Raw genomic sequence first — 19858 nt, 5'->3', positions numbered from 1 at the left:
GCATGAGGCTGCATGAGGTGGCCACAAGCCTGCTTCCAGCCGCCCGATCCGGAAGGGAGACAAGAGAGCCCCCCTCAGAGAGAACAGCGTCCCGCTGGCCTGACTAATTCTGCGGCCTGCTAGAGTGCAGGTGGCTACCCGCAGGCCGGACTGAAGCTGATACGTTTCGCCGGATTTATTGTCAGACCGCTGATGCCCGGTGCGATGCCGAAAATTAATGATTGTTCGTGGAATAATATGAGTGCCTCGTACGTCTTTTCCTTAAGTGCCTGTGTTCAGCAGCACATAGCCAGCGGCCAAGGGAGGAAAAAATGGCGCCAGACAATGACAAGAAACGCTCGGTTCAGGAATTCTTTGCGGAAAACCCGGAACAGGCGGATCGCGAGTTTTTCGGACGGGTTGCGAATCCTGACCGGCGCGGGTTTCTGAAGCGGACCGGGCTTGCCACGATGGCAGCCATGGTCGGCACCTCGATCCCTTTTCACCGCAGCATGCCTATCGGGTTTGTCCCGGCCGCGATGGCGGGCGAGGATGTGCTGACCGGCAAGGACGGGCTGACGCTGCTTAATGACCGCCCGTTGAACGCTGAAACCCCGCCCGAGCTGCTGGATGATCCGATCACCCCGACCAGCCGGCACTTCATCCGCAACAACGGTCTGCCACCCGAGGATGTGGACCCCGAAACCTGGACACTGACCATTGACGGTTTTGTCGACACGCCGCTGGAGCTGAGCATCGCGGACCTGCAGGAACAGTTCGAGGTGGTGACCATGGCACTGACACTCGAATGCGGAGGTAACGGGCGCGGTTTCTTTAACCCGCCGGCCAAGGGCAACCAGTGGACCTATGGCGCGGTGGCCTGTTCGGAATGGACCGGCGTGCGTCTGAAGGACGTGCTGGAGAAGGCGGGTGTTCAGTCCAATGTGGTTTATACCGCCCACTATGGGGCCGACGCTCATCTGTCGGGCAACCCGGACAAGCTGCCGATTTCACGCGGTATGCCGATTGCAAAGGCACTGACCGACAATATTCTGATCGCATTTGAAATGAACGGCGGCCCGCTGCATCCGATGAACGGCGCGCCGCTGCGTCTTGTGGTGCCGGGGTGGCCTGCCTCCACCGCTCAGAAATGGCTGACCCGGATCGAGCTCCGCGATCAGGTTCACGATGGTCCCAAGATGACCGGCACCGCCTATCGCGTACCTGCCTACCCGGTGTCTCCGGGGCAGAGCGTGCCGAAGGAGGATTTTGTGATCATCGAGCGGATGCCGGTGAAATCGCTGGTGACTTTCCCGGCGAACAACAGCGATCTTGGCGCCTTGCAAACTCAGGTGCGCGGCCACGCCTGGTCCGGCGACCGCACGGTGGAGAAGGTGGAAATCTCCACCGACTTCGGCGCGACCTGGAACGCGGCCGAGCTGGATGCCCCGGTCAATTCCGGCGCCTGGCAGAATTGGCGGGCCGAGGTGACCTTTCCCCAGGCAGGCTACTACGAGATCTGGGCGCGGGCGACCGACAGTGAAGGGGTGATGCAGCCCTTTGCGATCGACTGGAACCCCAAAGGTTACCTCAACAACACCATGCACCGCGTTGGCGTGCGTGCCGGCTGACAAAACAGGCGGTTGCCGGCCCGCCGGCCGCCGCCAGGATGCCACTTCCAATCAGGAGCAGTAGAATGAAACTCGCAGCTTTGCGGTGCCTGTCTGTCGCGGTCGGCGCCCTGTGCCTTGCTATGCCTGCCGTTGCCGATATCAGCGCCGCGCTTGCGGATGCCGACCCCGGTCAAGGTGAACGTGTTTTTAAGAAATGTGCCGCCTGCCACACTGTTGAACAGGGCGGAAAAAAGAAAGTCGGCCCCAATCTCTATGGGATCGTCGGCGGCCCGGTCGCGGGAATGGAAGATTATACGTATTCTTCCGCCCTGAGCGGCTATGGCGGGGAGTGGACCGTCGAACGCCTGGACGCCTTCCTGGAAAAGCCCAAAGCCGAGGTGAAGGGCACCAAGATGAGCTTTGCCGGGTTGAAGAATGACAGTCAGCGGCTGGATCTGATTGCTTACCTGAACGGCTTCTCTGACAGCCCGCTGGCCTTTGGCGCCGTGGCGGCCGCCGCCCCGGTTGAGGACGCCGAGGAAGAGTATGAATTCGGTGTGTTGTTCGACGCCCCCGGAGTCGAAACCACCTACTACATGTGCAGTGCCTGCCATTCCGAGATGATCGTGGCCCAGCAGGGGCTGACCCGGGACGGCTGGGTCGAGATGCTGGAATGGATGGTGGATGAACAGGGTATGTCCGAAATCGAAGAGCCGGAGTTGAGCGAAGTGCTCGACTACCTCTCGGCTCATTACGGCGAAGACCGCCCGAACTTTCCGCAACCTGGAAGCAACTGACGGGCCGGGGCCGCCCCTAAGGCGGAGCCGTCACCCGACACAGGGGCTGGCAGCGGCCGTGGCTTCGTTGAGTGAGGCCACGGCCCCCTTGTTGGCTTGCAGCCCGGTTGCAAGTTTGAGGAAGGCGGCAATGGCGTCGAACTTTGCCCGGTCCATGCCGGTTGCAATGATCATGTGCTGCGTGCTTGGGCCGGTGGTCCAGGAAATGGATTGAACATGTGCCGGCGGCTGTCCTGGCTCTGCAGCATTTCCCAGGAAATAGGAAAGCCTGCAACCGTTCCGGCCTGCATAATGCGTTACGCTTCCATCCTGCAGGACCTTGAACGCGACCGGTGCCAGATTGGCGCTGGCGAGATCCGGCACACCATGCAAGCTCAATGCTTCAGCCCGCTGAAGGTCCGAGAAACCCACCGAGAAACTCTGGTCGGCCAAGTCTTGATGCAGATCAAACGCTGTTGGCGTGTCAAACGTCCCGGAGCCCCAAAGTGCCGCCAAAGCCAGAGCGGCAGCAACAGCGCCACCAGCCAGCCAACGGGCCGGGCTCCGGTTTGAGTTGGCAGCAGCAGGCGCCTGCAGCTCTACTGGCGCCGCGGCAGAAGCAAGCGCCAAGGTGGGCCGCAGGCCCCCCAGGCTTTGCGAAACCTCTTTGACACTGGCCAATGCCGCCGCCAACTCAGGCTCCGCGGCCAGCCGTTTGACGAATGCCTGCGCCTCAGGTTCCGCCAGCGCACCATCGTGGTATGCGTTCACCAATTCCCAGTCCTGTTCGCTCAACCCGCTCATTTCCGGCGTGTCACCTTCTGCTCATTTGGTTGTGTCCCATCGACCAGGTCCAGCAGGGCCCGCCGCGCTCTGCTAACGCGGCTCATGACGGTGCCGGGCGGTACATTCATCACTTCGGCGGCCTCTGCGTATTTCAAACCCATTATGTCGACAAGGCACAGCACTTCGCGCTTTTCGGGTGTCAGCCGTTCAAAGGCCTGCCTGATTAGAACGTCCCGGGCCGTGTCGGAACTGCTAGCCTCATAAGATAGACGTTTTTCAGCCGCCAAATATTCCCGGCGCACACGGATTTTTCTAAGCTCATCGAAATGCAGATTCCGAATGACCCGGAACATCCAGTGGCGAAGCTCGCCCAGATGAGAAGGCCACCGCCCGCTCTTGAGAGCGCGCTCAATTGCGTCTTGAACTAAATCCTCGGACTCGCTCTGCCCGGAGCAGATCGCCGCTGCGTAGGCCTGTAGCTCCGGCAAGAGAAATTCGATTTGGGTCGTCGAAGGCATAACGCAATCTGCTGCAACCCTGGTCCTCAGTCAAAGGCAGAATGCCTTGGCAGCTCTTTTTCGGTTTTCTTTTCCATACTTGTAGTCAAGCAGCTTGCCCGAAATGATGGCGAAGGCGGCAAAGGTGCGACGGAGATCGTGCTGCCGGGTATCAGATGTGCAGAGCGCGATCCAGCGCGCGCAGGCAGGCCTCCTGCAGACCTTCGGACTGGGTCGGATGGGCGTGGATGGTGGCTCCGATGTCTTCAAGGCAGGCGCCCATTTCGATGGCGAGCGAGAAGGCTGCCGACATCTCGGAAATCCCCGCACCGACCGCCTGAATGCCCAGCACCGCGTGATCCGCCTCGCGCCAGACGACGCGGATGAAGCCGTCCTCGCGCTCGGTGGTCATGGCGCGGCCATTTGCGGCAAAGGGGAAGTCGGTCGCCTTGGTGCCTTCGACCTCGCCCGGCAGCGCACCGCAGGTGACGATCTCGGGGTCGGTGAAGCAGACCGCGGGGATCGCGCGCTTGTCCCACTCGACCGCGTGGCCCGCGACATGTTCGGCAACCATTTCGCCTTGCGCCATAGCGCGGTGGGCCAGCATTGGCTCGCCAGTCACGTCGCCAATCGCATAGATCCCGCGCATCGAAGTCTGGCAGGTCTTGTCGATGCGGATGAAGGGGCCGTTCAGGGTCAGCGCCAGCTCATCAATGCCGATGCCGGCGGTGCGGGGGCGGCGGCCGACGGTGACCAGCACCTTCTCCGCCGCGACCTCGCCCGCGTTGGTCGCGAGCACGCCATCCACATGGCCGCTGGCCTTGGCGCCGGTCAGCACGGTGACGCCCAGCTCTTCCAGCCGCTTGGCGACAGGCCGGGTCAGCGCCTTGTCATAGGCGGGCAGGATGCTGCCCTCGGCCTCGACGATGGTGACCTTAGTGCCGAGCTTGGCAAAGACCGTGCCCAGTTCGAGCCCGATATAGCCGGCACCGACCACGGCGAGGGTTTTGGGCACCTCCGTCAGCGCCAGCGCCGCGGTGGAGGACAGGATGTCGCCGCCATAGGGCAGGAAGGGCAGCTCAACGGGTGCAGAGCCGGAGGCGATCACGATGCGCTCGGCGCGGATGTGGGTCTCGGTTTTACCGTTGCGCACCAGCACCGTCTTGCCGTCCAGGAAGCGCGCGCGGCCCTCGACCAGCTTGGCGCCGGCCTTGCGCATCAGCCCGGCCACGCCGCCGGTCAGCCGCTGCACGATGCCGTCTTTCCACGCCATCGTCTTGCCCAGATCGATCTGCGGCGCGCCTGCGGTGATGCCCAGCGGGCCAGAGCCCGCATGGGCGAGCTTGTGGAATTCATCCGCCGCGTGGATCAGCGCCTTGGAGGGGATGCAGCCCACGTTCAGGCAGGTGCCGCCGGGCGCGGCCTCGTCCACCACGATGGTGTCGATGCCCAGCTGCCCTGCGCGGATGGCGCAGACATAGCCGCCGGGCCCGGCACCGATGATCAGCAGTTTACATTTCAGATCAGTCATTCAGCCCTCGACAAACAGCATTGCCGGAGATTCCAGCAGGGTTTTCAGTTTCTGCACGAACACCGCCGCATCCCAGCCATCGACAACGCGGTGGTCGAAGGAGCAGGACAGGTTCATCATCTTGCGCGGCTGGAACTGCTGGCCGTCCCAGACCGGGCGGATCTGCATCTTGTTGACGCCGACGATCGCCACCTCCGGGTGGTTGATGATCGGCGTGGTGGCAATCGCCCCCAGCGCCCCGAGCGAGGTGATGGTGATAGTGCCGCCCGACAGCTCCTCGCGCTTGATCGAGCCTTCGCGCGCGGCCTCGGCCAGGCGGGCCAGCTCACCGGCGTTGTCCCACAGGCTGCCCGCCTCGGCGTGGTGCACGACCGGCACGTTCAGCCCCTGCGGCGTCTGGGTGGCAATGCCGATGTGCACGCCGCCGTGGCGGTGAATCACCCCGGCCTTGTCATCAAAACGCGCGTTCAGGCCGGGCTGCTCGCGCACCGCCTCGACGATCGCGCGCATCAGGAAGGGCAGCAGCGTCAGCTTGGGGCGTTCGCCCGCGTGCTTCTTGTTCAGCGCCGCGCGCAGGTCTTCCAGCGCGCCCATCTCGACCTCTTCGACGATGGTGATATGCGGGATCTGCCGCTTCGACTGCGCCATCTTCTCGGCGATCTTGCGGCGCATGCCGATGACGCGGATTTCCTCGACGCCGGTGTTGCGGCCGCGCTTGACGCTGCCCTGCTGGATGCCGCCCGAGGCGATCCAGCTGTCCAGGTCCTCGTGGCTGATGCGCCCGCCGGGGCCGGTGCCCGGCACGTGGCGCAGATCCACCCCTTCAGAGCGCGCCCGCGCCCGCACCGAGGGCGCAGCCAATGGCTTGGCGCCCTCCGGTCGCGGCAGCCGGTGGCCCGGTTTCTTGGCCGCAGGGGCGGGGGCTGCGGGTTCGGCGGCGGGCTTGGCTTCTTTCGGTTCCGCAGACTCCTCCGCCTCCTGCGGCGCGTCTTCGGAACCCGATGCCGTATCCGCGCCGTCTTTGGCGGAGGAGGGCGCCGGGTTCGCGGCATCGGCGCTCTCGTTGCCGTCGCCATCGACCTCAATGCGGATCAGCACGGAGCCGATCGCCATCATCTCGCCAATCTCGCCGCCCAGCTCCAGCACCTTGCCTGCTACGGCCGAGGGCACCTCGACCGCGGCCTTGTCTGTCATCACCGCCGCCAGGATGTCATCCTCCTGAACGATGTCGCCGGGCTTCACATGCCATTCGGTCAGTTCGGCCTCGGCAATGCCTTCCCCCACATCGGGCAGGCGCATGGCAAAAACACCCATCGTTTCAGCCCTCCATCACTTTTTTCAAGGCCTCGCCGACACGGGCCGGGCCGGGGAAATATTCCCACTCCTGCGCGTGCGGATAGGGCGTGTCCCAGCCGGTCACCCGGATCATCGGCGCCTCGAGGTGGTAAAAACAGCTTTCCTGCACCAGGCTCATCAGCTCGGCCCCGAAACCGGAGGTGCGTGTCGCCTCATGCACGATCACGCAGCGGCCGGTCTTCTCGACCGAGGCGGTGATGGTGTCCAGATCCAAGGGCAGCAGGGTGCGCAGGTCGATCACCTCGGCATCGATGCCGGCGGCCTCGGCGGCGGCTTCGGCCACGTAAACCATGGTGCCATAGGCCAGAACCGTCACATCCGACCCCTCGCGGGTGATGCTGGCCTTGCCCAGCGGCGCGATCTCGTTGCCTTCGGGCACTTCGCCCTTGGGGTGTTTCTTCCAGCTGGTGACGGGGCGGTCGTGGTAGCCGTCAAACGGCCCGTTATAAAGCCGCTTGGGCTCGAGGAAGATCACCGGGTCGGGGTCCTCGATCGAGGCCAGCAGCAGCCCCTTGGCGTCGCGCGGATTGGAGGGCACCACCACCTTCAGGCCGGAAACATGGGTGAACAGCGCTTCCGGGCTCTGGCTGTGGGTCTGGCCGCCGAAGATGCCGCCGCCGGTGGGCATGCGGATCACGATCGGGCAGGTGAAATCGGCGTTGGAGCGGTGGCGCAGCCGCGCGGCCTCCGACACGATCTGGTCATAGGCCGGATAGACGTAGTCCGCGAACTGGATCTCGATCACCGGCTTCAGCCCATAGGCGGCCATGCCGATGGCGGTGCCGACGATGCCGGATTCGTTGATCGGCGTGTCAAAGCAGCGCGATTTGCCGTATTTCGCCTGCAAGCCCGCGGTGCAGCGGAACACGCCGCCGAAAAAGCCGACATCCTCACCGAAGACGACGACGCGGTCGTCTGCCGCCATGGCGACATCATGGGCCTCGCGGATGGCCTCGATCATGGTCATGCTGGCCATCTCAGTACCCCGCCTCCTGGCGCTGCCGGATCAGATGCGGCGGCATGGTTTCGTAAACGCCTTCGAACATGTCGCGCGGGCTAGGGGTCTTGCCGCCGCCCAATGTGCCGATGGCTTCGGCCTGCTTCTGGGTGGCGATGACCTCATCCAGAATTTCCGCTTCGGCCTGTTTGTGGCGCTCGTCGCTCCATTCTCCGATGGTGATCAGGTGTTTTTTCAGCCGCTCGATCGGGTCGCCCAGCGGCCAGGCGGCGGCTTCGCGCTTGGAGCGGTAAGCGGAGGGGTCGTCGCTGGTGGAATGCCCGCCCGCGCGGTAGGTGACATGCTCGATCAGCGTCGGTCCATGGCCGCGCCGTGCGCGCTCGGTGGCCCATTGCGCCACCGCATGAACGGCCAGGTAGTCGTTGCCGTCGACCCGGATCGAGGCGATGCCGAAGCCGTGGCCGCGGGCCGCGAAGGTACCGACTTCGCCTCGTGCAATGCCCTGGAAGGTCGAGATGGCCCACTGGTTGTTGACGATGTTCAGAACAACCGGCGCGTCATAGGTTGAGGCGAAGACCATGGCGGAGTGAAAATCGCTCTCCGCCGTGGAGCCGTCTCCGATCCAACCGGTGGCGATCTTGGTATCGCCCGAGATCGCCGAGGCCATCGCCCAGCCAACCGATTGCACGAACTGGGTGCCGAGGTTTCCGGAGATCGAGAAGAACCCGTGTTCCTTGGAGGAATACATGATCGGCAACTGGCGCCCGTGCAGCGGGTCGTCGGCATTTGAATAGATCTGGTTCATCATGGTCAGCATCGGATAGCCGCCCGCAATCAGCAGCCCGGCCTGGCGGTAGGTCGGAAAATTCATGTCGCCCGGCCGCAAAGCGCGGGAAAAGGCGCAGGACACGGCCTCCTCACCCAAGTGCTGCATGTAGAAGCTGGTCTTGCCCTGGCGCTGCGCGTTCAGCATCCGCGCGTCAAACGTGCGTAGGGTGAGCATGTGCCGCAGGCCCTCGCGCAGTTCCTCCGCACTCAGCGCGCCGGCCCAGTCGCCCACCGTCTCGCCGTCCTTGTTCAGCACGCGGACAATGGAAAACGCCATGTCGCGGATCGAGTCAGGCTCCACATCCGTTGGCGGGCGTTTCACTGCCCCGGCGCGCGGAATTTCGAAGTCCGAGAAATCAGGCGTGCTGCCCGGCCTGCAACCTGGTTCCGGCACATTCAGCGATAGCGGCGGGAAGTCATCACTCATGCGGTTTCCTTCTTTTCTGGGCGTGTCCAGGCAGCGGGCATGAATCCATATGCGGCGCGGCGCCAGTCTTTCCAGCTTAGCAAAACCCTTTGGTTGACAAGCCTCTTATTTGGCTACCTGGTCGCAAATTTTAGACGAAGATAGCTAATTTTTCCCTTTCGTTGGCGATTTTCGCTAAGAAGTGGTTGGCTGGAAGATTTTGTGCTCTGAGCGGAGAAGCGGCTTGTTCGTTCGCAGACGCGTCCGGCTTATATAGGGCGGCTCAGACAGGTTCCCATTCCCGCCTGAAGGTAGCGACCAAATGCAGAAGCGCCAGACCAAGCTTCTGCAGAGTTAGGGTCAGGATTCATAACCAATAGATGAGGGTCGCAGCCAGAGCGATGGCTGAGAGGAAGACCTTGGGACAGCGATCATAGCGTGTCGCCACGCGCCGCCAGTCCTTGAGCCTGGCGAACATGATCTCGATGCGGTTGCGTCGTTTGTGTCGGCGCTTGTCGTATCGAACCGGTGTCTTTCATTTCTTTCGGCCGGGGATGCATGCGCGTATCCCTTTGTCTTGCAATGCTTCTCGGAACCAGTCGGCGTCATAGCCGCGGTCCCCGAGCAGCCAGTCGACCTTGGGCAGGCTGCTCAGTAACACCCGCGCACCGATGTAGTCACTTCTGTGGTTGCCGCCCAAAGTGCAAGAAGTTTCTGACTTTCCAGGTCTGTGACCGAGTGCGAACTTCTGTAAGGCCTCTCTCCGCGGCATTTTTAGAAGCCGCAGGCCGGGATGGTGATCAGCGGATCAGGTCCAAATCTAACCTTCGAGCTCTTTGCTCGCAGCGACTAACTGGTTTTCCTGATCCAGATCTGTTCGATCATTTTGCCCATTCATGTCATCGTCTTCTTACACTCCCCACCGGTCCTCGCAGATTTACATGGGCATCATGCCAAGCTTGCAATTTCCGGATGCTTGTAATCCTCGCGTTTCGTCAGCATCGCCCAGATTTGGCGCGCCATTTTGTTGGCCAGAGCGATTGCGACCAGCATCTTGGGCTTGCGGGCCAACATGCGTGACAGCCAGCTATCCTCAGTAATCGAGCGCACCCCAAGCCAATTCAGCCGAGACATTGCGCCAATGATCAGAAAGCGTCGAATATCGGCCTGGCCTGCCTTGGTCATACGTCCCAAACGCTCTTTACCTCCAGATGAGTGTTGCCTGGGCACAAACCCTAGCCAAGCTGCGAAGCTACGCCCGGTTTTGAACTGTGCCATGTCGGGCCCGAAAGCGTCCACCGCGATGGCTGTGATGGGGCCTATACCCGGCATGGTTTGGAGCCGGCGAGCGCTATCTGACTGGGACGCCAGAGTTGAGAGTTTCCTGTTCCTTTCGAGGACACGAGCTGTTTTCTCTGCAATTTGCGCCAGCAGTTCTTTGCACTCCTCTAGGACCAGGGCTGTCAGGTCCGCAGTTTCATCCTCCAACAGCGACGCCATGCGATCCAGAGAACGAATGCCTACAGGGAATACGTGGCCATACTCATACAGCAACGCCCGTAAGGCATTCACGTCTTCAGTTCTTTGATGGACCAATCGCTCACGGCGGCGAAACACTGCCGCGCGAGATTGCTGCTCAGCTGTCTTGACCGCCACAAAGCTCATTTCCGGCTGACGAACTGCGATCACGATCGCCTCGGCATCGGCGGCATCATTCTTTTGATGCTTCACGAAAGGGCTCACGTATTGTGGGGCAATTAGCTTGGACCCGTGACCAAGCGCTTCCATCTCGCGCGCCCAGAAATGCGCACCCCCACACGCTTCATAGATGACCAGACAGGGCTCTAGGTTGGCCATGAACGAAACAAACTGCTTTCGTGTGAGCTTTATGCGAAACTGCACCTCCCCGGTCTGAAGAGCTCCATGCACTTGAAGAACAGTTTTTGCCAGATCGACCCCAATCATCATATCTTTCATGCCGCCGTCCTCTCCATATTGTGGCTGTCGCAGATGGCATGCAGTTTGGTATTCATGCCGCCCTTGGTTCGGCCGACCAGGCGTCCACGCCCCCCCCTTTTTCGCGGCCAAGCTGGTCGCAGTGCGATGCGCCTTCAAATAGGTCGCGTCGATCATCACGGTCTTTTCCTCGCCGTGCTCGGCAGCTAGGCCGACCATCATTTGCGCAAAGATGCCTTTCTCGCTCCAACGCTTCCATCGGCTGTAAGGCGTCTTTTGCGGACCATATTCCCGCGGCGCATCCCGCCAGTGCAACCCATTGCGGTTGATGAAGATAATCCCGCTCGAAACCCGCTTGTCATCGACCCGAGGCTTCCCATGCGACTTTGGAAAGAAGGGCTCCAGTCGCACCATCTGCGCGTCGGTCAGCCAGAAGAGATCAGGCATATCACCGCTCCGTTTTCGGAACCGTGAATCATGGGTTGCAGCGAAAATCAATGCATTCTGACCCTAGCTGGCTGCCACACAACGGCAGCCAGCCCGAAGGGGACATGATTTGTGCAGCCTCAGCACCATTACCTTCCCAAAGAGGGCGGAAAGCCGACATTCTCTGTAACCGAGAACCAATTGGGCGGCAAACTTGGAAACTGACATTTGATGCGCGCTTTTCTGTGCTTCGATCGGTATAACTGTTTGGCGCCAAGGGAGGTCAAGACGGCCACCGGGGCGGACATCAGCCTCGCGACGGTATCAGTATGAATGCGCTTCTAGTCAGGCATATAGCCATTCCGGCTAAATCTCAGCGATCAGAGCAGTTGCCTTTGGCCAACCACATCCAATGAATGGAGCTGGCGATGTAGATGCCGCCATAGGCCGCGCAGGCCCTGCCGGCAAATGCGCTGTCGGCGCGCGTCAGAAGGTACGCAAACAGTACAAGGCTTGCGATGCCGGGCACCAGCCAGAGCGGCGAGCGGTCGAGGCGCAGCCACTCCCATAAGGCAAAGCACCCGGCGAATTCTGCCAGCGCTGCCAACTCAAAGATCAGTAACGACCCGGTCAGGATGCCAGCGCCTCCAGAACCGGGCGCTCCGGGACATCCTCGCCGGAACATTGATCTGCTGTTGCTGCAAGGACTTTCTTGATGCGCCGAAGGTCTGCAATTTTTGGCGCACATCGCTGAGATGGCGTTCTGTCAGGGCTTTCACCTCACCGCAGGTCTGAGTGCCGCCGTCGACCAGGCCAAGCAGCCCCTTGATTTCGTCGATAGCAAAGCCGAGCTCACTGGCCTTCAGAATGAAACGCAGACGCTGAACATGGCTCTGCCTTCCGGTGCAAAAGGATTGCCCGCTGTGTTGGTTTGTTCACCACCGAATCACCATCTCCGGCTGATGGCGACCCTCCTGCACAGGAAGGTTAGCAAGGCTGCCAGGCAGCCTGCGGCCAGACCAGAAAACTCAGGGAAAACATCTCTGAAATGCGCAAATTTGTACTCCCTATGCATAATTGCCGTCTTGACGCGCGGCGGTCCGGTCAGGACAAATACCCTCATGGCGCATCTCGCAAATATCCTTCAGCTGATCAGGGTGACTGCTCTATTGGCAATGATCCTTGCGCTGGGATTTTCTCTGCCATCCGCCGCGCATGCCATCGCGGGCCATCACGGAAACGCCGCGGTCCCGCAAAGCGGCGAGAGCCATACCGGTACAGCCTTGCATGGCACGGGGCATGACATAGCCCACACCGGCGCGCATCATGGTCACGATAAATCTCAGACCAGCGACATCGGGAGCTGCTGTTCAGGTTCCTGCATGGCGGATGCGGTGCTGACCTTCTTGCCGGAGAAAACCTCCCTGGCGGAACCCCTGCAGTGGAAGCAGGAGAATTCGCAGCTGCCGTCCCGCGAGCAGCTCGCGCTACTGCGCCCGCCGAAAACCTGAGACATCTGAACCGCTCAAACGGGCACTAGTCTTCTCCTGCAAGCAGATGCAGGAGCCGTGCAGATATTTCTCAGGAAAGTCACATGAAATCTCTCTTTCTGGCCGGGGCAGGAGCCCTGCTGCTGGGGGCGTGCGCCAGGACACCGGCGGCGCTGCCTGAAACAGCAGCCCTGCAAAATCCGGCGGTATCATCCGGCCCTTACCGCACCTTGGCATACCAGGATCCGTTCAGGGGTTTTGAACGCCAGCAGCCGAGCGGCCCCGCTTCGTGGCGCGGCGTCAACGAGCAGCAGGAGGACCACTGATGACAGCGAATACTTGGCGCGTCCTGCTGGCGTCGCCCCTGGTACTGGCCGCCTGTTCGGCAGCGGTGCCGGACATGTACACCAGCCCGCAGGCCGGGTTTCAGGAGGTCGCCAGCCAGACCTCGGCCGCGATCGGCAAGCGCACGGCCTTTGCCCAGACTCAGGCCCAGAACGAGGCTCTGGCCAAGGAGGTCCGCAGCCTTGTTCATGGCAAGACCATCTCGGCCGATACCGCGGTGCAGGCAGCACTGCTGAACAACAAGGGGCTGCAGGCGTCCTATGCGGCGGTCGGTCTCTCGGCCGCCGAGGCCTGGCAGCAGATGACACCGGAGAACCCGGTGGTTTCGATCGGCCTGATGGGGCTCGGCGCGCCGGAACTGGGCCTGTACCGGGCGCTGGAATCCACCATTGCGGTCAACCTGCTGGACGTGAAGACCCGCAAGCAGCGCATCGGGGTTGCGGAAACGCAGTTCCAGCAGGCGCAGCTGGCTGCGGTGAATGACACCCTGGCGCTCGCGGCGCAGACGCGGCAGGCATGGATCAACGCGGTGGCGGCCTTTGAACGCCTCAGCTATCTCCGTCAGGCGGGCGAAACTTCCGCCGCAGGCGCCGAACTGGCCAGCCAGCTGGGCAGGACCGGCGCGCTGAACAAGGCGGGTCAGGCGCGGGAGTTTGCCTTTAATGCAGAGCTCGCAGGTCAGGTGGCCCGCGCCCGGCTGGACGCGCAACTGGCGAAGGAGGAACTGACCCGGCTGATGGGCCTATGGGGCAGTGATGCCGACTACTACGTTCCGGATGCGCTGCCTGCGCTGCCGAGGTCGCTGAGCAAAGTGCCTGCCATTGAGAAGGCAGCACTGCAGAACCGGGTGGACCTGCAGGTTGCCAAGCTGGGGCTGGAAGCACAGGCGCGGGCCTTCGGCCTGACGGACAAGACCCGGCTGGTCACCGATCTGGAGCTGATCGCCGGCGTGGAGTCCGAACGCGAGCGTGAGGATGGGGAGACCCATACTGAAACTCTGCCGCAGTTGGAACTGGAGTTCGCCATTCCGGTCTTTGACACCGGCAAGGCGCGGATGCGAAAGGCGGAACTGGCCTACATGCAGGCCGCTAACACGCTGGCCGAACGGGCGGTGAATGTCCGTTCCGAGGCGCGCAGCGCGGAGCTGGCCTATTATTCCTCGTATGAGATCGCCCGCCACTACCGCGATGTGCTGGTGCCGCTGCGCGAGTCGATCGAGGAAGAAGGGCTGCTGAGCTATAATGGCATGATCACCAACACCTTCGAACTGCTGACCGATGTGCGCGAAAAGCTGTCCAGCTCACTGGAGGCGGCCAATGCCAAGCGCGACTTCTGGCTGGCGCAGGCCAATGTCACCGCCGCGATCTACGGCGGCGGCGCAGGATCGGCCCCGCAGGGCGGCGGCGCAGAAATCGCCGCTGGCGGCGGTGCAGGCCATTGAAAGGACCAACTGACATGATGAACCGACGTCAATTGCTCGGAGCCGGCGCCGCGGGTGCCGCGCTGGTCTCCAGCCAGGCCTGGGGCAAGACCTCCAACATGGGCCTGCCCGAAGCTGCGAGCATGGACACGGCGGCCACCCAGCCGCCGCTGGCCCCGGCCACCGGGCCGGATTACAACCCGACCGTTACCCTGAATGGCTGGACCCTGCCGTTCCGGATGAACAACGGGGTGAAGGAATTCCACCTGGTGGCCGAGCCGGTCGAGCGCGAGCTGGCCGACGGGATGATCGCGCATCTGTGGGGCTACAACGGCCAGTCCACCGGCCCCACAATCGAAGCGGTGGAGGGCGACCGGGTCCGCATCTTCGTGACCAACAAGCTGCCGGAGCATACTTCGGTGCATTGGCACGGGCTGATCCTGCCCTCCGGCATGGACGGGGTCGGCGGTCTCAGCCATCCGGGCATCCCGCCCGGCAAGACCTTTGTCTACGAGTTCGACCTGACCAAGTCCGGCACCTTCATGTACCACCCGCACGCGGATGAGATGGTGCAGATGGCGATGGGCATGATGGGGATGTTCATCGTGCATCCCAAGGATCCGTCGTTCATGCCGGTCGACCGGGACTTCCTGATCATGCTGAACGCCTTTGACATCGATCCCGGCTCCTACGTGCCGCGGGTGATGGAGATGACGGACTTCAACCTGTGGACCTGGAACAGCCGGATCTTCCCGGACATCGATCCCCTGGTGGTCAATCAGGGCGACAGGGTGCGGGTGAGGGTCGGCAACCTGACCATGACCAACCACCCGATCCACATGCATGGCTACGACTTCGAGGTCACCTGCACCGACGGCGGCTGGGTGCCGGAAACGGCCCGCTGGCCGGAAGTGTCGATCGACATTCCGGTCGGCGCGATGCGCGCCTATGAGTTCGACGCGGTGCATCCGGGCGACTGGGCGATCCACTGCCACAAATCGCACCACACGATGAACGCAATGGGCCACGACGTGCCCACCTTCATCGGCACCGACAAGCGCAAGCTGACCGGCCAGATCCGCAAGCTGCAACCCGAATACATGCCGATGGGCACCGCGGGCATGGCCGACATGGGCGAAATGTCGATGCCGCTGCCCGACAACACCGTGCCGATGATGGCGGGCTGGGGCCCGCACGGCCCGCTGGAGATGGGCGGCATGTTCTCGGTCGTGAAGGTGCGCGAGGGCATTGAGGCCGGCGATTACAGCGATCCCGGCTGGTACGAAAACCCGCCCGGCACCCAGGCCTATGAGTGGACCGGCGAATTGCCGGACTTCGCCCGCGCGGATGACTCGCAAACCCGCATTACCCCGAAACCCGCTGCCAAGGGCTGAGCAGCCCTTGGCTCCCAACCAAACCTGACGAGGAGACAGACATGAACAAGATCCTATCGGCAGCCGTTATTGCCGCTCTTTCTGCTCCGCCGGCATTTGCCGGCGGCACCCACGGCGGCGGCCATCACGATGAAATGGAGGTCGGCAAACCCGGCGAGGCTGCGCACGCCGACCGCGAAATCGCCGTCACCATGAAGGAGACCGATGACGGCAAAATGATCTTCGAGCCGTCCAGCTTTTCTTTTGCAAAGGGCGAGACGATCAAATTCGTGATCACCAACTCAGGCGAACTGGAGCATGAGTTTGTGCTGGACACGCCTGAGCGAAATGTTCACCACAAGGAACTGATGGCCAAGATGGACATGGAGCATGATGACCCCAACTCGGTGCGCCTGGATCCGGGGGCAAGCGGGGAAATCGTGTGGACGTTTTCCAACCCCGGCACCTTTGAGTTCGCCTGTCTGATCCCCGGCCACTACGAATCCGGCATGCACGGACCGGTTGCGGTGCTTGAAGGCGGCGGCACCTTCACCGCGGGCACTGTCAAGAAGGTCGATCCCAAGTCCGGCAAAGTGACCATCAAGCACGAAGAGCTGGTGGACTTGGAGATGCCGGCGATGACCATGGTGTTCCGTGTCGCTGATGACGCAATGCTGGAGCAGCTGAAGGCGGGCGACGCGATTGAGTTCACCGCCGAGCGGGTCAAGGGAAAGCTGACCATCACAGCATTGAAGTAACGCAACGGCGGAGGCCGCACCGCCGGCCTCCGCCGTTGTCAAACTTCAGCGGTCCCAGCCAGCGCCCAGGAGCAGAAGAACACTTACGTTTCGGTGCCGCTGGTGAACATCAGATAACAGGCGATCTTTCCCGCAATGCTGGATCTGCATACTCTCACACACGATGCTGCGGGTGCTTTCGGGTTCTGGTATGATGAGACCGCTCCCGGATGGCTGCACCCGGTGATGCATCTGGTGCTGGTGCTGGCCCCCGCGCTGCTTGTTCTGACCCTGGCCGCCAAGGCCGTCTGGCTGCTGCGCCGTCGTTTTCTGCGGCGGGCGGCATCCTTCGCGCCGCCTCAGTTCCCGGCAGGCGGTCTGGAGCCGGGACTGCCAGGCCTTATCCTGCGCACTACCGGGCAACATCAAACGGTCCTGGTTCTGCTCAGCCTGACCGCGATGCCGATCCTTTACTTGACTCTCGAATTGCCCAAACAGATCGTGAATCGTGTTTTCGAAGGCGGAGACGCCGCAGTTACGCTTCTGGGCTTCGACGTCTCGCAGATCTCGCTGCTGTTTCTGCTTTGCGGCGCATATCTGGTGGCCATCACACTCAACGGTCTCAACAAATACTGTTTGAACATCCGCAAGGGCCGGGTTGCCGAAAGCTTCGTTCGCCGCCTGCGGCTGGCCATCTACCGCCAGTGGAGGCAGGATCAGCCCGCTGAGCGCCAGCCGGCCATCATGCCGGTACTTGGCCCCGAGGTTGAACCGGTCGGCGGCTTTGCCTCTGAACTGCTGACTGTCCCGCTACTGCAGGGCGGGACACTGGCAACGATCCTTCTGTTCATGTTCGTGCAGGATCCGATCCTTGCCGCGGCGGCCCTGACGGTGCTTCCGCTGCAACTGATCATTGTGCCGCGTCTGCAGCGGCGGGTGAACACCGTGTCCCGCAAGCAGATCCGGGAAATGCGGCTGCTCGGCACACATCTGGACTTGCAAATGCGATCGCTGGGGCAGGGCGCGCGGCCGGTTGCGCGCGGTTTCCGGCAGCTGCAGGATCTGCGTCTGCAAATCCACCGGCTGAAATTCCTGGCCAAGGCGATCAACAACTTCCTGACCGCCCTGACCCCGTTCCTGTTCTACTCCCTGGGCGGATATTTCGTGCTGCAGGAGCGCGTCTCGCTGGGCGCGCTGTTGGCAATGCTGTCTGCCCACAAGGAGTTTTCTTCACCGCTCAAGGATCTGTTCCGCTTTTACCGTAAGCGGTGCAAAGACCCCATGTTTCAATAAAATAAGGGGTTTGAGATACTGGCGCCACCTGAAGAAAGGAGGTGGTGATGCTGGATGGAATGATGCCGGAAGAGGTGAAGGTGTGGGGGTTCACGATCCCCGTTTCCTCATCCGGGCGGCGAAAATGGCCTGACGCGCTCCGCGCTAAGGCCGTTAAAAAGATCCTGGCTGGAGCCGGAATCCGCGAGACGGCTGAGGAGATTGGCGCCAACAAATCTCTGGTTGCTCTCTGGGTTAAGAAGGCCGGGGCTTCCGGGATGAGCCCAGCTTTTGTTGAGATCGTTGCTCCGGCGGCCCAGCGGTCGGCCGTGCCTCCTCACGAAAATGGTCCGGAGGCAGCAAACAGCACCTCATGCCGGATCTGTATCGGAGCGGCAGCCATCGAGATACCCCCTGGCTATCCTGCCGACCACCTGGTGGAAGTGTTGCGTGCCGTGAGGGCAGCACAATGATTTCTCCTGCCAGCAACTTCCGGATTTATCTTGCCTCGGAGCCGGTCGATTTCCGCAAGGGTATGGACGGGCTTGCCGCCTGTGTGGCTAACAGCTTTGAGCTCGATCCTTATTCCGGGGCGATTTACGTGTTCCGCTCCCGGCGCGCCGACCGGTTGAAGATTCTGGTCTGGGATGGTTCAGGCCTTGTGCTGATCATGAAACGGCTGAATGGCAAGCGCTTCACCTGGCCGAAACCGCAAGCCGGGCCTGTCACTTTGAGCAAAGTCCAGTTCGACGCCCTGTTCGAAGGGATCGATTGGACCCAGGTGGCAGCATCAAACAGCCGCAAGCCAGTCTTCCTGTAAACCCAACAGTCAGTTCCTTGTTGAGCGGCCGGAGCGGTTTCGGCCAACAACCCAACTTTGCCATAGGTCTTACCCTGATGCCCCGCATCCCCTTCATCGAAGCCCGGTTTTTCAACCCGGATGACACCACCTACACTCTGGAGAAACGGTTCGTGCAGCACCTTCGCGACCTGCGAAGCCGGGAGCAGCCAGATACCAGCGCTGGTGCAGAGCGCGCAGACATCAGTGAAAAGGCTGCAAGGCGCCGCCACGCCACCAGCCCCAGCGAACAGGAAAGAGCGCGGATCAAACGCCGTGCAGACCTTCTTATCGAGCGCCGGAAGGCGGCTTCCGGCATGGGGCATCTCACCCGGGAGCACCGGGATCGGCTTGCTGTGCTGCGTGATGGGGTCAGGCTGGTTGCGATTACTACTGAACACCAGGCTGATGAACTGGCGGCTGAACTGCACGGGGAAATGCCCTGGATGGCTTCGGCGACGGAAACAGTGTGGCAAGCGATGCGCCGGTCCGTACGCGAAGGGTGGCCGGGCCTGCGGCTGCCGCCCATGCTGCTGGATGGGCCGCCCGGTGTCGGTAAGAGCCACTGGGCGCGGCGTCTCGGGCAGCTGCTCACAGTCCCAACGGCCGTTGTTGAAGCTACCAGCGAGAACGCGTCGTTCGGCGTTGTCGGGTCGCAGCGGGGCTGGGGCAGTGCGTATCCGGGGCGCGTGCTGGAAACCATTCTGCAGGCGGGGGTAGCAAACCCGATCCTTGTCGTGGATGAAGTGGAAAAGGCCGGGAAGGCTACGTCCAATAAGGGCCATACTTTTGGTCTGGCTGAGGCGCTCTTGCCGTTGCTCGAACCCATGACTGCCAAACGCTGGAATTGCCCTTACTACCAGGTGAAATTCGACATGAGCTGGGTGGGCTGGGTGCTGACGTCCAACAATTACCGCCTGTTGCCTGAACCGCTTCTCAGCAGATGCCCGCCTGTCCGGTTGCGCGAGCTCACGCCCACGGAGGTAAATGATTTTGTGCGGCGGGAAGGCGCTAAGCGGCATCTCTCGGCCATCGCGGTCCAAACTGTTACCGAAGCTGTTGATCACGCTTACCAACATGGGATGCGCATCGACCTGCGGATTGCATCCCGACTGCTCCAGCGCGCTGAAGACCTGGAACGTCAACCTGTCTGGCATTGACACCGTGAAACTTCAGCGTTGCGCTGAAATTGGATGTTGGAGCTTTCTTTGGCTCATTCGTTTGGCTCAAGGGGTGCATTACGCAGGAAGCGCCTTTGCAAACTCAGCCTC

20 protein-coding genes and 2 pseudogenes are annotated in these 19858 nt (G+C 61.9%); 11 read left to right on the top strand and 11 right to left on the bottom strand.

From position 1 onward, the window contains the following. Positions 1 to 311 precede the first annotated feature (311 nt). Both KUV26_RS22190 and KUV26_RS22185 read left to right on the top strand, forming a co-directional pair. Complete coding sequence (locus KUV26_RS22190; protein WP_222510067.1) at positions 312 to 1610, top strand: sulfite oxidase; 1299 nt, start codon at positions 312 to 314, stop codon at positions 1608 to 1610. 65 nt (positions 1611 to 1675) lie between these two features. Continuing rightward, positions 1676 to 2389 carry a c-type cytochrome gene (locus tag KUV26_RS22185; protein WP_222510066.1) on the top strand — a complete coding sequence of 238 codons (714 nt, stop codon included), beginning with the start codon at positions 1676 to 1678 and terminating at the stop codon, positions 2387 to 2389. Between the two features lie 30 nt (positions 2390 to 2419). Here the strand turns inward: KUV26_RS22185 and KUV26_RS22180 are convergent, their stop codons facing one another. The 11 genes and pseudogenes from KUV26_RS22180 to KUV26_RS22130 form a co-directional block, all read right to left on the bottom strand. Further along, positions 2420 to 3172: a hypothetical protein gene (locus tag KUV26_RS22180; protein WP_222510065.1), complete on the bottom strand. Its 753-nt coding sequence runs from the start codon at positions 3170 to 3172 to the stop codon at positions 2420 to 2422. After that, positions 3169 to 3672, bottom strand: coding sequence for an RNA polymerase sigma factor (locus KUV26_RS22175; RefSeq protein WP_222510064.1), 504 nt, complete (start codon positions 3670 to 3672; stop codon positions 3169 to 3171). Before KUV26_RS22175 ends, KUV26_RS22180 begins: the two co-directional genes overlap by 4 nt. A 151-nt stretch (positions 3673 to 3823) precedes the next feature. Continuing rightward, positions 3824 to 5182: a dihydrolipoyl dehydrogenase gene (gene lpdA, locus KUV26_RS22170; protein ID WP_222510063.1), complete on the bottom strand. Its 1359-nt coding sequence runs from the start codon at positions 5180 to 5182 to the stop codon at positions 3824 to 3826. Next, complete coding sequence (locus tag KUV26_RS22165) at positions 5183 to 6496, bottom strand: dihydrolipoamide acetyltransferase family protein (protein ID WP_222510062.1); 1314 nt, start codon at positions 6494 to 6496, stop codon at positions 5183 to 5185. Between the two features lie 4 nt (positions 6497 to 6500). Further along, entirely contained in the window at positions 6501 to 7514 is a 1014-nt protein-coding gene (locus tag KUV26_RS22160) for an alpha-ketoacid dehydrogenase subunit beta (RefSeq protein WP_222510061.1), read from the bottom strand. Position 7515: 1 nt separating this feature from the next. Next, positions 7516 to 8751 (bottom strand): 3-methyl-2-oxobutanoate dehydrogenase (2-methylpropanoyl-transferring) subunit alpha, encoded by a 1236-nt coding sequence (locus tag KUV26_RS22155; protein WP_222510060.1) that lies wholly within the window; start codon positions 8749 to 8751, stop codon positions 7516 to 7518. A gap of 346 nt (positions 8752 to 9097) precedes the next feature. Further along, positions 9098 to 9412: pseudogene (locus tag KUV26_RS22150) on the bottom strand (transposase); the annotation flags it as partial. A 266-nt stretch (positions 9413 to 9678) separates the two neighbouring features. Beyond that, the gene (locus KUV26_RS22145; RefSeq protein WP_222510059.1) at positions 9679 to 10707 is read right to left on the bottom strand and encodes an IS110 family transposase; all 1029 of its coding nucleotides are present in this window, start codon (positions 10705 to 10707) and stop codon (positions 9679 to 9681) included. Positions 10708 to 10730: 23 nt separating this feature from the next. Continuing rightward, a pseudogene (locus KUV26_RS22140) lies at positions 10731 to 11133 on the bottom strand (IS5 family transposase); the annotation flags it as partial. Positions 11134 to 11485: 352 nt separating this feature from the next. Then, entirely contained in the window at positions 11486 to 11797 is a 312-nt protein-coding gene (locus tag KUV26_RS22135; protein WP_222510058.1) for a YnfA family protein, read from the bottom strand. Continuing rightward, a complete protein-coding gene (locus tag KUV26_RS22130; protein ID WP_315900168.1) occupies positions 11721 to 11942 on the bottom strand; it encodes a MerR family DNA-binding protein in 222 nt (73 codons plus the stop codon). Before KUV26_RS22130 ends, KUV26_RS22135 begins: the two co-directional genes overlap by 77 nt. On the opposite strand from KUV26_RS22130, the gene KUV26_RS23835 reads away from it, so the two are divergent. The 9 genes from KUV26_RS23835 to KUV26_RS22090 all read left to right on the top strand — a co-directional run bounded on the left by KUV26_RS23835 (position 11850) and on the right by KUV26_RS22090 (position 19747). Beyond that, positions 11850 to 12623, top strand: a complete 774-nt coding sequence (locus KUV26_RS23835) for a hypothetical protein (protein ID WP_315900166.1) — start codon at positions 11850 to 11852, stop codon at positions 12621 to 12623. The genes KUV26_RS22130 and KUV26_RS23835 overlap by 93 nt on opposite strands. A gap of 83 nt (positions 12624 to 12706) precedes the next feature. Next, positions 12707 to 12928, top strand: coding sequence for a hypothetical protein (locus KUV26_RS22125; protein WP_222510057.1), 222 nt, complete (start codon positions 12707 to 12709; stop codon positions 12926 to 12928). Beyond that, positions 12928 to 14388, top strand: a complete 1461-nt coding sequence (locus KUV26_RS22120) for a TolC family protein (protein ID WP_222510056.1) — start codon at positions 12928 to 12930, stop codon at positions 14386 to 14388. Before KUV26_RS22125 ends, KUV26_RS22120 begins: the two co-directional genes overlap by 1 nt. Before the next feature lie 14 nt (positions 14389 to 14402). After that, entirely contained in the window at positions 14403 to 15761 is a 1359-nt protein-coding gene (locus KUV26_RS22115) for a multicopper oxidase family protein (protein ID WP_222510055.1), read from the top strand. Between the two features lie 41 nt (positions 15762 to 15802). Then, a complete protein-coding gene (locus tag KUV26_RS22110) occupies positions 15803 to 16498 on the top strand; it encodes a copper-binding protein (RefSeq protein ID WP_222510054.1) in 696 nt (231 codons plus the stop codon). A 135-nt stretch (positions 16499 to 16633) separates the two neighbouring features. Then, complete coding sequence (locus KUV26_RS22105) at positions 16634 to 17770, top strand: ABC transporter ATP-binding protein (protein WP_222510053.1); 1137 nt, start codon at positions 16634 to 16636, stop codon at positions 17768 to 17770. A 47-nt stretch (positions 17771 to 17817) separates the two neighbouring features. Further along, positions 17818 to 18222 carry a transposase gene (locus KUV26_RS22100; RefSeq protein WP_222510052.1) on the top strand — a complete coding sequence of 135 codons (405 nt, stop codon included), beginning with the start codon at positions 17818 to 17820 and terminating at the stop codon, positions 18220 to 18222. Continuing rightward, a complete protein-coding gene (gene tnpB / locus KUV26_RS22095; RefSeq protein WP_065269725.1) occupies positions 18219 to 18569 on the top strand; it encodes an IS66 family insertion sequence element accessory protein TnpB in 351 nt (116 codons plus the stop codon). The genes KUV26_RS22100 and tnpB overlap by 4 nt, the downstream gene beginning before the upstream one ends. Before the next feature lie 77 nt (positions 18570 to 18646). Then, positions 18647 to 19747: an AAA family ATPase gene (locus KUV26_RS22090; protein WP_222510051.1), complete on the top strand. Its 1101-nt coding sequence runs from the start codon at positions 18647 to 18649 to the stop codon at positions 19745 to 19747. The last annotated feature ends 111 nt before the right edge of the window (positions 19748 to 19858 follow it).

It is taken from the genome of Leisingera daeponensis (genome assembly GCF_019801465.1).
Classification (GTDB): domain Bacteria; phylum Pseudomonadota; class Alphaproteobacteria; order Rhodobacterales; family Rhodobacteraceae; genus Leisingera; species Leisingera daeponensis_A.
Note: the sequence above shows the minus strand (reverse complement) of the source record. Positions and strands in the feature narration are given on the sequence as shown.